Origin of the sequence: Variovorax frigidus (assembly GCF_051216515.1) — a bacterium.
In the GTDB taxonomy this organism is placed as follows: Bacteria; Pseudomonadota; Gammaproteobacteria; order Burkholderiales; family Burkholderiaceae_C; genus Variovorax.
In genome coordinates this window covers 549,847-564,211 of record NZ_JBPJZF010000004.1, presented here as the reverse complement: position 1 = coordinate 564,211, position 14,365 = coordinate 549,847, and the positions used below count along the sequence as shown (strand labels likewise).

Here is a 14,365-nt window from a genome sequence, read left to right as displayed (position 1 = left end):
CTGTGCAATTTTCCTTACAAATCAACACCTTGGCTTTTTTGCCAGGTCGGAACGACCCCTCGTGCGTCTCAATTCCATCAAGCTTTCCGGCTTCAAGTCCTTCGCCGAGCCCACCAACTTCCTGCTGCCGGGCCAACTGGTCGGTGTGGTCGGCCCGAACGGCTGCGGCAAATCGAACATCATGGATGCGGTGCGCTGGGTGCTGGGCGAGTCGCGTGCCTCAGAACTGCGCGGCGAGTCGATGCAGGACGTGATCTTCAACGGCACGACGACCCGCAAGCAGGCCAGCCGTTCGAGCGTGGAACTGGTCTTCGACAACGCCGACCACCGGGCCGGCGGCCAGTGGGCGCAGTTCGCCGAGATCGCGGTGCGGCGCGTGCTCACGCGCGACGGCACTAGCAGCTACTACATCAACAACCAGCCGGTGCGCCGGCGCGATGTGCAGGACGTGTTCCTCGGCACCGGCCTGGGCCCGCGCGCCTACGCCATCATCGGCCAGGGCACGATCAGCCGGATCATCGAATCCAAGCCCGAGGAACTGCGCCTGTTCCTGGAAGAAGCCGCGGGCGTGTCCAAGTACAAGGAGCGCCGCCGCGAGACCGAGAACCGGCTGGGCGACACGCGCGAGAACCTCACGCGCGTCGAGGACATCCTGCGCGAGCTCAACGCCAACCTCGAGCGGCTCGAGAAGCAGGCCGAGGTCGCGGCGCGCTACAACGCGCTGACGGCCGACGCCACACGCAAGCAGCACCAGCTGTGGTTCCTCAAACGCACCGAGAGCGAGGCCGACCAGGCCAAGATCAAGGCCGATGCCGACCGCGCGTTGAACGACCTGGAATCGCGCACCGCCGACCTGCGGCGCATCGAGTCCGAACTCGAGACCGTGCGCCAGGCGCACTACGCGGCCGGCGACCACGTCAACCAGGCGCAGGGCAAGCTCTACGAGGCCAGCGCCGAAGTCGGCCGGCTCGAGGGCGAGATCCGCTTCGTGGTCGAGGGTCGCCAGCGCGTCGAGCAGCGCCTGATCCAGCTGCGCGAGCAGATCGGCCAATGGAGCGGCCGCCGCGAGCAGGCTGAGGTCGAGATCGAGACCCTGGCCGGGCAGGGCGTCGATGCCGAGGAGCAGGCCGAACTGCTGGCCGCGCAGCTCGAGGAACACGATGCGCGCATGCCCGAGCTGGAAGACGCGCAGCAGCGCGCCCAGAACGAGGCCAATGCGCAGCGCGCGGCCGTCGTGCAGGTGCAGCAGCAGATCCAGGTGTTGGCCGCCGACCAGCGCAACATCGAGGAACAGAGCCGCCAGCTGACCTTGCGCAGCGAACGCCTGCGCACCGACAAGCAGGCGCTGGCCGCGCCCGACGAGGAAAAACTGCAGGACCTGCAGTTCCAGTTTGCCGCCGCGCAGGAAGCCGCGGCCGAAGCCGATGCCCGCCTGCAGGACCTGCAGGAAGCGGTGCCGCAGCTCGACGACGACCGCCGCACACGGCAGCAGGCCGTCAACACCGAGGGCGCACGCCATGCCGAGCTGTCGGCCCGGCTCGAGGCGCTCAAGGCGCTGCAGGAAAAGGTCAAGACCGACGGCAAGCTCGCCCCCTGGCTGGCCAAGCACGGCCTCGACGGGCTGCAGGGCCTGTGGAGCCGGATCCACATCGAGCAGGGCTGGGAGAACGCGCTCGAGTCCGCGCTGCGCGAGCGCCTGGGTGCGCTCGAAGTCTCGCGGCTGGACATGGTGCGGGCCTTCGGCGGCGACGCCCCGCCGGCCAAGCTGTCCTTCTACAGCCCGCCCGCGGCCGGCCTGCCGCCCGGCGGCGCGACGCTGCCCCGCCTGTCGGACCTGCTGCGCGTCAACGACGCCGGCCTGCAGGCGCTGCTGGTCGACTGGCTGCACGGCTGCTACACCGCGGCCAGCTTCGAGGAAGCGCTGGCCCAGCGCGGCCAGCTCCAGCCTGGCGAGGCGATCTTCGTGCAGAGCGGCCATGCGGTGAGCGCGCACAGCGCCAGCTTCTATGCCCAGGATTCCGAGCAGGCCGGTCTGCTGGGGCGCCAGCAGGAAATCGAGAACCTCGACCGCCAGTTGCGCGCCCAGACGCTGCTCAGCGAAGAGGCGCGGACCGCGCTGGTGCGCGCCGAAGCAGCGTACGCCGATGCGGCGCAGCGCCTGGTCACGGCGCGCCGCGAGGCCGGCGAGACGCAATCGCGCGCGCACGAACTGCAGGTCGAGACGCTGCGCCTCACGCAGCTGGCCGAGCAGACCCGCGCGCGCAGCGAACAGCTGGCCGCCGACCTCGGCGAGGTCGATGCGCAGCTGGAAGACCTGCAGGAGCGCCGCGTCGCCGCCGAAGGCCGCTTCGAGGAACTCGACATGCAGCTGGCCGACAGCCAGGAGCGCCACGCCCAGCTCGACGAGCGCGTGATCGAGGCCGGCCGCGCGCTGGCGGCCAGCCGCGACCAGCACCGCAGCCTCGAACGCCAGGCGCAAGAGGCCACCTTCACGCAGCGCAGCGTCGACGCACGCCGCGGCGAACTGAGCCGCGCGATCGAAACGGCCGCGCAGCAGACCGTGGCGCTGGCCGACGAACAGGAACGCGCACAGGCCGAACTCGGCCGGCTGTCGGATGCGGCCGCGCAGGCCGGCCTGCAGGATGCGCTGTCGCTCAAGCTCGAGCGCGAGACCGCCTTGGGCGCCTCGCGCAGCCAGTACGACGACCTCACGCTCAAGCTGCGCGCCAGCGACGAGCGCCGGCTGCAGCTCGAGCGCGAGCTCGATCCGCTGCGCCAGCGCATCACCGAATTCCAGCTCAAGGAACAGGCCGCGCGCCTGGGCTTCGAGCAGTACGCCACCTTGCTGGCCGACGCCCAGGCCGACCTGGAGGCGATCGCGCTGTCGATCGAGACCGACAAGGTGCGCCTGACCGGCCTGCAGGGTGAGATCGACCGGCTGCACCGCGAGGTGGCGGCGCTGGGCGCGGTCAACCTGGCGGCGCTGGACGAGCTGGCCATGGCCAGCGAGCGCAAGACCTTCCTCGATGCGCAGTCGGCCGACCTGAACGAGGCCATCGGCACGCTCGAGGACGCGATCCGCAAGATCGACGGCGAGACGCGCGAGCTGCTCGGCGGCACCTTCAAGATCGTGAACGAGCACTTCAGCCGCATGTTCCCCGAGCTGTTCGGCGGCGGCAATGCGCGCCTGGTGATGACCGGCGACGAGATCCTCGACGCCGGCGTGCAGGTGCTGGCGCAGCCGCCCGGCAAGAAGAACCAGACCATCCACCTGCTCTCGGGCGGCGAGAAGGCGCTCACCGCCATCGCGCTGGTGTTCGCGATCTTCCAGCTCAACCCCGCGCCGTTCTGCCTTTTGGACGAAGTGGATGCGCCGCTGGACGACGCCAACACCGAGCGCTATGCCAAACTGGTCACCGCCATGAGCAAGAGCACACAGTTCCTTTTCATCAGCCACAACAAGATCGCGATGGAGATGGCCGAGCAGCTGATCGGCGTGACCATGCAGGAGCAGGGTGTGTCGCGCATCGTGGCGGTGGACATGGAGTCCGCCGCATCCATGATCGAAGCCTGATCGGGTCCCGCACCACATGAGCAGCCTCACCGTCGCCCTCGCCATCCTGGGCGGACTCGTTCTCGCCGGCCTGGTGGCCTTCAACACCTGGTCCTCGCGCCGCAATGCACCGCGCCAGCCCGACGCGCCGCCGCCTACCGGGCTCGACCCGGCGTCCGCCGACGACGGGCCGACGCTGCACGTCGAGCCGCACCCCGTGCCCGGCAACGAGCGCCACGAGCCGCTGTTCGACCCGGACCTGCCCGCGCCCACGGCGCTGCCGATCCCCACGGCCGACCGTCGCGGCGGGCTCGATCCGCTGATCGACGTGATCGCGCCGGTCTCGCTCGACGGCCTGGTCTCGGGCGACGCCGCCATCGCCGCCATGCCGGCCACGCGCCGCGCGGGCAGCAAGCCGGTCGCCATCGAAGGGCTCAACGAACACAACGGCGAATGGGAGCCGCCGGTGGCGGGCCAGCGCTACGGCGCCTTCCAGGTCGGCGTGCAGCTGGCCAACCGCACCGGCGCGCTCAACGAGATCGAGTACTCGGAGTTCGTCGTCAAGGCCCAGGCCTTCGCCGACACGCTCAACGGCACGCCCGAGTTTCCAGAGATGCTCGACGAGGTCGCGCGCGCCCGCGAACTCGACCAGTTCGCCAGCGCGCACGATGCGCAGCTGGGCTTCGTGCTGCGCGCGCGCCATGCAGCGTGGAGCCCCGGCTATGTGCAGCAGAACGCAGCGCGGCTGGGCTTCGTGGCCGGACTGATCCCGGGTCGCATGGTGCTGCCGGCCGGCGAGGCCGGTCTGCCGCCGATCATTGGGCTGTCCTTCGACACCCAGGCCGCGCTGGCCGACGACCCGGCGCAGTCGGCGATCCGCGAGCTCACGCTGAGCCTCGACGTGCCACAGGTCGACCGCGCCGAGCGCCCCTTCGTGCGCATGCGCGAGTCGGCCGCCACGCTGGCGCGCGAGATGGACGGCGTCGTGACCGACGGCGACGGCCAGCTGCTGCGCGACGAGACCATGGACGTGATCGGCGCCGACCTCGAAGAGCTCTACGACATGCTCGACTCGCGCGATCTGGGCGCGGGCTCCGCGCTGGCGCGGCGGCTGTTCAGCTAGATGATTTTCCCGGCGTCGCGCACATGTCCTGTCGCTTCGCCTCTTCTTACTGCCGCGGTCGGGCCTCGCCGGAGCGCGCTGTGCCCGTTCCTGACCGCGTTCTCCTGTTGCCATGACTGCCCCTGACGAAAATGCCGCGCGCGAAGCCGCCGCGTTGAGCGAGACGCTCCGCCATCACGCGCACCTCTACTACGTGCTCGATGCGCCGGCACTGCCGGACGCCGAATACGACAAGCTGTTCCAGCGACTCCAGGCCCTGGAGGCCGAGCACCCCGAACTGCGCACCGCCGACTCGCCCACGCAGCGCGTGGGCGGCCAGGTGCTCGACGGCTTCGTCAAGGTGCGCCACCGGGTGCCGATGCTGTCGATCCGCACCGAAACCGACATCACGGCCGGCGGAGCGATCGCCTTCGATGCGCGGGTGCGCAAGGAACTCGGCCTGGCCGAGGACGCGCCGCCGGTGGCCTATGTCTGCGAGCTCAAGTTCGACGGCCTGGCGATGAACCTGCGCTACGAGCACGGCGTGCTGGTGCAGGCCGCGACGCGCGGCGACGGCGAGATCGGCGAGGAGGTCACGCAGAACATCCGCACCATCGCGCAGATCCCGCTGCGCCTGCACGGCGACGCGCCACCGCCGGTGGTCGAGGTGCGCGGCGAGGTCTACATGCGGCGCGACGATTTCGAGGCGCTCAACGACCGCCAGCGCGACCGGATCGCGGCCGGGCAGAAGAACGAGAAGGTCTTCGTCAACCCGCGCAACGCCGCGGCCGGTGCGGTGCGCCAGCTCGATCCCGCGATCGCGCGCGAACGGCCGCTGAGCTTCTTCGCCTACGGCCTGGGCGAGGTGTCGACGCCCGAGCAGGGCGGGCCCGACTGCGCGACGCAGTTCGACTGGCTCGAGCAGTTCCGCGCCTGGGGCTTCCCGGTGGCGATGCAGACCGCGCGCGCCGGCGGTGCCGAGGCGCTGGTGGCCTTCCACGAGCTCACGGGCCGCACGCGCGATGCCTTGCCCTACGACATCGACGGCGTGGTCTACAAGGTCGACAGCGTCGCGTTGCAGCGGCAGCTGGGCTTCGTTTCGCGCGAGCCGCGCTGGGCCGTGGCGCACAAGTACCCGGCGCAGGAGCAACTGACCGAGGTGCTGGCGATCGAGGTCCAGGTGGGCCGCACCGGCAAGCTCACGCCCGTGGCCAAGCTGGCGCCGGTGTTCGTCGGCGGCGTGACCGTGACCAACGCGACGCTGCACAACGAGGACGAGGCGCGCCGCAAGGACGTGCGCGTGGGCGACACCGTGATCGTGCGGCGCGCCGGCGACGTGATCCCCGAGGTGGTGGGCGTCACGCCCGAGAGCGCGGCGCGGCCCGCGGAGCAGCGCGGCGCGCTGTTCACCATGCCGCACCATTGCCCGGTCTGCGGTTCCGATGCGGTGCGCGAGGAGGACGAGGTCGACTACCGTTGCACCGGCGGCCTGTTTTGCGCGGCGCAGCGCAAGGAGGCGATCCTGCATTTCGCCGCGCGCCGCGCGCTCGACATCGAAGGCCTGGGCGACAAGCTGGTCGAGCAGCTGGTGGATGCGCAACTGATCCGCACGCTGCCCGATCTCTACAAGCTGGGCTTCGTCACGCTCGCCGGGCTCGATCGCATGGCCGACAAGTCGGCGAACAACCTCATCGCGGCGCTCGAGGCGTCGAAGAAGACCACGCTGCCGCGCTTCCTGTTCGGCCTGGGCATCCGCCACATCGGCGAGAGCACGGCCAAGGAACTGGCGCGCCATTTCGGCAAGCTCGACGCGATCATGGACGCCAGCGAGGACCAGTTGCTCGAGGTGGCCGACGTCGGCCCCGTGGTTGCGACCAGCCTGCGCACCTTCTTCGACCAGCCGCACAACCGCGAGGTGGTCGAGCAGCTGCGTGCCAGCGGCGTGCAGTGGGAAGAGGGCGAGCCCGCGCCGCGCGCGTTGAAACCGCTCGCGGGCAAGACCTTCGTGATCACCGGTACATTGCCTACGCTCTCGCGAGACGAGGCGAAGGACAAACTGGAGGCGGCCGGCGCCAAGGTGGCCGGCTCGGTCAGCAAGAAGACCGATTACCTCGTTGCCGGCGCCGAGGCGGGAAGCAAGCTCGAAAAGGCGAACTTGTTGGGTGTGGCGGTGATCGATGAAGGGGGCATGCTGCAGATGCTGCTCGAGACCCCCTCTCTTCCGTGAACCCTGCACGGAATCGCCAGGTTTCGCAGGGCCGCCTTACGTTGCGTTACCGCGCTTTGCGCAAGCGACGTCAGCAGAATGTATTTTTGGCGCCGAATGGCGTTGAAATAAGGAGATCGCTATGAAGATGAACATGCGTCGGTTGGTGATGGGTCTGGGCCTGAGCGCCGTGGTGGTGCTGGCCGGATGTGCGGCCTATCCCGCGGGAACCTACTATGACGGCGGCGGCTACAGCAGTGGTGGCTATGGTTATGGTGGCGGCTACAACGCCTACGAGGGCGGCTACTACCCCGGCACGGCCCCGGTCATCGTCCAGCAACCGCCGGTCTACGTGAACGGCGGCTACTACCGCCGCCCCGATTACCGCGGCGACTACCGTGGCGACTACCGAGATCGTGACCGCGACCACCGCCCCGGCTACCGCCCGAACCGGCCGCCGCAGAACGTGGACCGCCCGAACCGTCCCGATCCGCGCCCGCCGGTCGTGCGGCCGAACCGCCCGGCACCGTCCTCGGGCTATCCTCAGGTCGCCCCAGGTTCGCCGTCGCCGGTGCAACCGAACGGCCAGTACGTCAATTGAAGTTCGGACAACGGCGCAGCGATCGATCGTGACCGTCAGAGACATCCTGAAGATGGGCGATCCGCGCCTGCTGCGGATCGCGCAGCCGGTGGCCGCCTTCGACACCGACGAACTGCACCTGCTGGTGCGCGACATGTTCGAGACCATGCATGCGGTCAACGGCGCCGGGCTGGCCGCGCCGCAGATCGGTGTGGATCAGCAGATCGTGATCTTCGGGACCGGGGAGCCGAATCCCCGTTATCCCGATGCACCGGTGGTTCCTCGCACCGTGCTGCTCAATCCGGTCATCACGCCCTTGAGCGACGAAGAGGAAGAGGGTTGGGAAGGGTGCCTGTCGGTGCCCGGCCTGCGCGGCGTGGTGCCGCGCTTTGCGAACATCCGCTACACCGGCTTCGACCTGTACGGCGATCCGGTGGACCGCACCGTGAGCGGCTTCCATGCGCGGGTGGTGCAGCACGAAGTCGACCACCTGCTGGGCAAGCTGTACCCCATGCGCGTGCGCGATTTCACGCGCTTCGGGTTCACCGAAGTGCTGTTCCCGGGTCTCGACGCGTCGGACGACGACTGAACGAGACCCGCGTCCGGCTCAGTTGTATTTGCCGGCGACGCCGCCCACGCTCAGGCGACCCGCACCCAGGAAGGCCACCGCGATCGCGCCGAACAGGAACATGCCCTGCAGTTCGAGGGCCCAGCCGCCGCTCTTGCCCAGTGAGAACAGGTCACCCAGGTGCGCCAGCCAGATCGCGACGACCATGTTGATGGCGATGACCAGCGCGGCGGGGCGGGTGTAGAAGCCGATGATCACCAGGGCCGGTGCGACGATCTCGCCGATGTAGACCAAATAGGCCAGCACAGAGGGCAGGCCGTGCGAAGCCAGCATGCCCCCCACGCCGGTGACGCCCGTGCTGAGCTTGGCGATGCCGTGCAGCAGGATCAGGATGCCCAGCGCCAAGCGCAGGACGAGTTTTCCGGTGTCGTCGGAACGGGTCATGTCGAAAATCCTTTCAAGCCTAGAGGGCCGCATTGTGGTCCATGTTCGGGCGATTTCGCCGATCGATGGGCCTCCGCCGCTCGCGCGCTGCAGAGAGACGGCCCGGCCCGTAAACTGCGCGGGCCGTCTTTTGAGGAATTCCTGCCCATGAACACAACGTTTCGCCCCGCTCTGGCCACCCTGGCCGCCACCCTTGCACTGGCCAGCGCCGCGCCCGCCTTCGCCGGCAAGGTGCTCGACACCGTCAAGCAGCGGGGCAGCGTCAAGTGCGGCGTCACCAACGGTGTGGCCGGCTTCTCCGCGCCCGACACCCAGGGCAACTGGTCGGGCCTGGACGTCGACACCTGCCGCGCCGTCGCGGCCGCCGTGCTCGGCGATGCGAAGAAGGTCGAGTTCGTGCCGCTGAATTCGCAACAGCGCTTCTCCGCGCTGCAGGCCGGCGAAGTCGACATCCTGGCGCGCAACACGACCTGGAACCTCACGCGCGACGCGTCGCTGGGCTTCCACTTCACCACCATCAACTACTACGACGGCCAGGGCTTCCTGGTGCCCAAGAAGATCAAGGTCACGAGCGCCAAGCAGCTCAAGGGCGCGACCATCTGCACGCAGTCGGGCACCACCAACGAGAAGAACGTGGCCGACTGGTCGAAGGCGCAGGGCATTCCAGTCAAGACCGTGGTGTTCGAGAGCTTCGAGGCCTCGTTCAAGGCCTTCTTCGCGGGTCGCTGCCAGGCCTTCACCACCGACACCTCGGCGCTGGCCGGCCTGCGCAACAAGGAAGCACCGAACCCCGACGACTACCTCATCCTGCCCGAGCTGATCTCCAAGGAACCGCTCGCGCCCCTCGTGCGCCGCGGCGACGACGAGTGGTTCGCGATCGTGAAGTGGGTGCCCAACGCGCTGATCGAGGCCGAGGAAGCCGGCATCACGCAGGCCAACATCGACGAGCTCAAGCGCAGCAGCAAGGACCCGGCGCAGCAGCGGCTGGTGGGCAGCGGCGACGATCTGGGCAAGCTGCTGGGTCTGGACAAGGATTGGTCCTATCGCGCGATCAAGGCCGTGGGCAACTACGGCGAGATCTTCGAGCGCAACGTCGGACCGAAGTCCGTGCTCAAGCTGCCGCGCGGTGCGAACAACCTCTGGAACAAGGGCGGCCTTCTCTACGCGCTGCCGGTCCGGTGATCGCGTCGGGCCGCTTGAATCAACTGCGCGGGCAGTGAGCGGATGAGCGATTTTCTCCCGGCATCGCGCCGTGCCGTCTGGCGCGGGCGCGCGCTGCAACTGCTGCTGATCGCGGCCGTGGCGGGTGGCGCCTTCTGGCTCGTGCACCACGCGCTCGAGACCCTGCGGGCGCGCGGCGTGCGCTCGGGCTTCGACTTCCTGTCGCAGTCGGCCGGCTTCGACATCTCCGAAGGCTGGCTCGATTTCGATTCGGGCCAGCCCTTCTGGCGTGCCTTTCTCGCAGGGCTGATCAACACCGTGCGCGCCGCCGTGCCGGCCGCAGTGATCGCCGTGGCGTTCGGCACGCTGCTGGGCATCGGCCGGCTGGCGCCGCATGCGCTGCTGCGCGGCCTGTGCGCGGTGTACGTCGACACCGTGCGCAACGTGCCGTTGCTGGTGCAGATGCTGATGCTGTACTTCGCGCTGACCCAGCTGCTGCCGGACTCGATGGAAGCGATCGAACTGCTGCCGGGCGTCTGGCTCAGCAAGGGCGGGCTCGCGATGCCCTGGCCGCTGCGCGAGCCCGGCGCGTTCTGGCCCCGCGGGCTCGACTGGCCCGAGCAGGGCGGCTTCAACGTCACGGGCGGTGCCGCGCTGAGCCCCGAGTACCTGGCGGTGGTGGGCGCGCTCGCGCTCTACACCGCGGCCTTCGTGGCCGAGATCGTGCGCGCGGGCATCGCGTCGGTGTCGTCCGGCCAGAAGCTCGCGGCGCAGGCGCTGGGCCTGTCGTCGGGGCAGCAGCTGCGCATCGTGGTGCTGCCGCAGGCGCTGCGCGTGATCGTGCCCTCGCTGACCAACCAGCTGCTGAGCCTGACCAAGAACTCTTCGCTGGCGGTGGCCGTGGGCTACCCCGAGCTGGTCTCGGTGGCCAACACCTCGCTCAACGCCACCGGCCGCGCCTTCGAATGCATCGCGGTCGTGATGCTCGTCTACCTGCTGCTGTCGCTGGCCATTTCGGCCGTGATGAACTTCTACAACGCGCGTGTCGCGCTGCGGGGCTGGCAATGAGCACGGCGCCGCCGCCGCTCGCCGGTGCGTCGAAACGCTGGACCGCCGAGCTGTTCGGTTCGCCCTGGCGCGCGCTGGCTTCGGTGCTGCTGCTGCTCGCGATCGGCTGGGCCGCGGTGCATGCCTTCGAGTGGGCCGTGCTGCATGCGGTGTTCCGTGCCGATGCCGAGGCCTGCCGCGCGGTGCGCCACGGCGCCTGCTGGGGCGTGGTGGCCGAGAAGTGGCGGCCGATGCTGTTCGGCCGCTATCCCTACGAGGCGCAGTGGCGGCCGGCCGTGGCCGTCGTCGTGCTGTCGGCGGTCACGCTGCTGAGCGCCTGGCCGCGCAGCTGGCGCTGGTGGCTGCTGCCGCTGTGGGTGCTGGCGCTGGCGCTGTTCGTGGTGCTGATGCGCGGCGGCGTGGCCGGCCTGGCCTACGTGCCGACCAACCGCTGGGGTGGCCTGCCGTTGACCATCGGCCTGGCGGTGGTCGGGCTCGCGATGGCGTTTCCGCTGGCGTTGCTGCTCGCGCTCGGCCGCCGCTCGCAATGGCCCGCGGCGCGCGCGCTGTGTGCGACCTACATCGAGCTGGTGCGCGGCGTGCCGCTGATCTCGGTGCTGTTCATGGCCTCCTTCCTGCTGCCGCTGCTGTGGCCGGCGGGTTGGCAGCCCGACGTGCTGGTGCGCGTGCTCGCGGGGCTGTCGCTGTTCGTCGCGGCCTACCTGGCCGAGATCATCCGCGGCGGCCTGCAGGCCGTGCCGCGCGGGCAGACCGATGCCGCGGTGGCGCTGGGCTTCGGCCGTTGGCCGGTGCAGCGCGACGTGGTGCTGCCGCAGGCGCTGCGGCTGGTGGTGCCGGCCCTCACGAACAACGTGGTGGGCACGTTGAAGGACACCTCGCTGGTCACCGTGGTCGGGCTGTTCGAGCTCACCGGCGCGCTCGGCCTGGCGCTGGGCGGCGACCCGACCTGGCGGCCGTTCTACCTCGAGGGCTACCTGTTCCTCGCGCTGGTGTACTGGGTGATGTGCTTCGGCCTGTCGCGCTACAGCGCGTGGCTCGAGCGCAGGCTGGGGGCGGGCAACCGACCCTAAGCCGAAAGCGCCTCGATCAGCTCCGTCTCGATCGCGAGCTGCGCGCGTTGACCCTGCAATTCGGGCCCGCTGAGCAGGAAGGTGTCTTCCACCCGTTCGCCCAGGGTCGTGACCTTGGCCAGTTGCAGGTTCAGCTGGTGCCGCGCCAGCACGCGCGCCACCGAGTAGAGCAGGCCCGCGCGGTCGCTGGCCGAGATGCTCAGCAGCCAGCGCTGGGCCTTGTCATCGGGGATCAGGCTGATGCGCGGCTGGATCGGGAAGCTGCGCACGCGGCGCGACACGCGGCCCATGCTCGGGGCCGGCAGCGGGCCGGCCTCGGCCAGCGTCTTGGCCAGGCCGGTCTCGACCATGCTGATCAGGTCGCGGTAGTGCTCGGGCGCATAGGCCGTGACGATCTGGAAGGTGTCGAGCGCATAGCCGTTGGTGGCGGTGTGGATCTTGGCATCGAGAATGCTGAACGACGACTGGTCGAAGTAGCCGCAGATGCGCGCGAACAGGTCGCGCTGGTCGGGTGTGTAGACCACCACCTGCAGGCCTTCGCCCACCGGCGACAGCCGCGCCCGCACGATCGGCGGCGCCTTCGGGTCGACCGGCACGCCCTTGTGCGGCACGTGGCGCGACAGCTGCTTGGTGTGCCAGGCGATCTCCGACGCGTCGTGGCGCATGAAGTAGCCCACGTCCAGCGTCTCCCACAGGGCCTTGTGCACCTCGAAGGGCATGGCGTGCAGCGCGAGCTGCACCAGCGCCTCGCGCTTGCGGGCCTCGATCTCGGCGTCGGGGTCGGGCAGGTGGCCGCCCAGCGCGCGCGAGGTGGCGCGGTAGAGATCCTCGAGCAGCTTGCCCTTCCACGCGTTCCACACGCGCGGCGAGGTGCCACGGATGTCGGCGATGGTCAGCAGGTACAGGGCCGTCAGGTAGCGCTCGCTGCCCACGCGCTTGGCAAACGCGGCGATCACCTCGGGGTCGCTCAGGTCCTGCTTCTGCGCCACCGTGCTCATGGTCAGGTGCTCGGTCACCAGGAACTCGATCAGCTTCGAGTCTTCGCGGCTCACGGCATGCAGCCGGCAGAAGCGCTGCACGTCGCGCGCGCCCAGCGTCGAGTGGTCGCCGCCGCGGCCCTTGGCGATGTCGTGGAACAACGCCGCCACGTAGAGCATCCAGGGCTTGTCCCAGCCGGCCGCGAGCTGCGAGCAGAAGGGGTACTCGTGCGCATGCTCGGCGATGAAGAAGCGCCGCACGTTGCGCAGCACCATCAGGATGTGCTGGTCGACCGTGTAGACGTGGAACAGGTCGTGCTGCATCTGGCCCACGATGTCGCGGAACGGGCGCAGGTAGCGCCCCAGCACCGAGGTCTGGTTCATCAGCCGGAACGCATGCGTGATGCCGCGCGGCTGCTGCAGGATCCGCATGAAGGTGGCCTGGTTGGCCGGGTCGTTGCGGAACCTGGCGTCCATCACCGAGCGTGCGTTGTAGAGCGCGCGCAGCGTGCGGGCCGACAGGCCCTTCACGCCGATGGTCTTCTGGTAGAGCAGGAAGGTCTCGAGGACCGCGTGCGGATGCTTCAGGTACAGGTCGTCGCTCGCCACCTCGATCATCCCGGCCTTCTCGAAGAAGCGCTCGTTGATCGGGGTCGGCTCCTCGGCCTGCGGCTTGAGCCGCTCGCCGATGTTGAGCAGCAGGATCTGGCTCAACTGCGTGACCGCCTTGGCGGCCCAGTAGTAGCGCCGCATCAGCGCCTCGCTGGCCTTGCGCTGCGACAGGCCCTCGTAGCCGAAAGTGGCGGCCACGGCCGTCTGCAGGTCGAACACCAGCCGGTCCTCGCGGCGGTTGGCCGTGACGTGCAGGCGCGCGCGGATCAGGCTCAGCAGCGCCTCGTTGCGCTTGATCTGCTGCACCTCGAAGGCGGTGGCGAGTCCGTTCTTCGCCAGGTCTTCCCAGCGCTTGCCGAAGCCCGCGGCCTTGGTCATCCAGAGCACGGTCTGCAGGTCGCGCAGGCCGCCCGGCGATTCCTTGCAGTTGGGTTCGAGCGCGTAGGGCGTGTCGTCGAACTTCTGGTGGCGGTGCCGCATCTCCTGCGACTTGGCAGCGAAGAAGGCCTGCGGGTCGATGGCCGCGCAGAAGCGCTTGCGGAACGCCGCGTAGAGCTTCTTGTCGCCGGTGATCAGACGCGATTCGAGCAAGGAGGTCTGGACCGTGACGTCCTTGGCCGCCTCGTCCAGGCATTCCTCCAGCGTGCGCACGCTGGAACCGATCTCCAGGCCCGCGTCCCAGCAGCGGCCGATGAAGGCTTCGAGCCGCGTCGGATCGACGTTCGAGGCATGCACTTCCGGCAGCAGCAGCAGCACGTCGACGTCGGAGCAGGGGAACAGCTCGCCGCGGCCGAAGCCGCCCACCGCGACCAGCGCCAGGTCGTTGCCGAAGCCGGCATCGTCCCACAGCGTGGTCAGCGTTTCGTCGGCGAGCGCCGAGAACTGCCGTAGCGTGGCATGGACGCTGCGCGTGGGTGCGTGGCCGTGGCGCAGCGTGTCGAACAGCGCGAGCTTCTGCGCACGATGGGCTTCGCGCAAGGACGCCACGTCGACCGTGTTGGCGACTTCGATCACGTGCGCGTCT

The 14,365-nt window shown here is 69.3% G+C and carries 10 protein-coding genes; 8 read left to right on the top strand and 2 right to left on the bottom strand.

Annotation, left to right across the window (positions count from 1 at the left end):
- Positions 1-61: 61 nt before the first annotated feature.
- The 5 genes from smc to def all read left to right on the top strand — a co-directional run bounded on the left by smc (position 62) and on the right by def (position 8,030).
- Complete coding sequence (gene smc / locus ACSFBC_RS14900) at positions 62-3,574, top strand: chromosome segregation protein SMC (protein WP_435511094.1); 3,513 nt, start codon at positions 62-64, stop codon at positions 3,572-3,574.
- Positions 3,575-3,590: 16 nt separating this feature from the next.
- Positions 3,591-4,676: a cell division protein ZipA C-terminal FtsZ-binding domain-containing protein gene (locus tag ACSFBC_RS14895; protein WP_435511093.1), complete on the top strand. Its 1,086-nt coding sequence runs from the start codon at positions 3,591-3,593 to the stop codon at positions 4,674-4,676.
- A 112-nt stretch (positions 4,677-4,788) separates the two neighbouring features.
- Entirely contained in the window at positions 4,789-6,882 is a 2,094-nt protein-coding gene (gene ligA / locus ACSFBC_RS14890) for an NAD-dependent DNA ligase LigA (protein WP_435511092.1), read from the top strand.
- Between the two features lie 121 nt (positions 6,883-7,003).
- Complete coding sequence (locus ACSFBC_RS14885) at positions 7,004-7,462, top strand: hypothetical protein (protein ID WP_435511091.1); 459 nt, start codon at positions 7,004-7,006, stop codon at positions 7,460-7,462.
- Positions 7,463-7,490: 28 nt separating this feature from the next.
- Positions 7,491-8,030, top strand: a complete 540-nt coding sequence (def, locus tag ACSFBC_RS14880; RefSeq protein ID WP_435511090.1) for a peptide deformylase — start codon at positions 7,491-7,493, stop codon at positions 8,028-8,030.
- An 18-nt stretch (positions 8,031-8,048) separates the two neighbouring features.
- Here the strand turns inward: def and ACSFBC_RS14875 are convergent, their stop codons facing one another.
- Entirely contained in the window at positions 8,049-8,453 is a 405-nt protein-coding gene (locus ACSFBC_RS14875) for a DoxX family protein (protein ID WP_435511089.1), read from the bottom strand.
- 147 nt (positions 8,454-8,600) lie between these two features.
- Between ACSFBC_RS14875 and ACSFBC_RS14870 the strand changes: the two genes are divergently transcribed.
- Genes ACSFBC_RS14870 through ACSFBC_RS14860 form a run of 3 tightly spaced genes read left to right on the top strand, consistent with a single transcriptional unit; the run spans position 8,601 to position 11,752 of the window.
- Entirely contained in the window at positions 8,601-9,635 is a 1,035-nt protein-coding gene (locus ACSFBC_RS14870) for an amino acid ABC transporter substrate-binding protein (protein ID WP_435511088.1), read from the top strand.
- 42 nt (positions 9,636-9,677) lie between these two features.
- Positions 9,678-10,682, top strand: coding sequence for an amino acid ABC transporter permease (locus tag ACSFBC_RS14865; RefSeq protein WP_435511087.1), 1,005 nt, complete (start codon positions 9,678-9,680; stop codon positions 10,680-10,682).
- Positions 10,679-11,752, top strand: a complete 1,074-nt coding sequence (locus ACSFBC_RS14860) for an amino acid ABC transporter permease (protein ID WP_435511086.1) — start codon at positions 10,679-10,681, stop codon at positions 11,750-11,752. Before ACSFBC_RS14865 ends, ACSFBC_RS14860 begins: the two co-directional genes overlap by 4 nt.
- Here ACSFBC_RS14860 and ACSFBC_RS14855 read toward each other — a convergent pair.
- Entirely contained in the window at positions 11,749-14,355 is a 2,607-nt protein-coding gene (locus ACSFBC_RS14855; protein WP_435511085.1) for a [protein-PII] uridylyltransferase, read from the bottom strand. The genes ACSFBC_RS14860 and ACSFBC_RS14855 overlap by 4 nt on opposite strands.
- Positions 14,356-14,365: the final 10 nt, after the last annotated feature.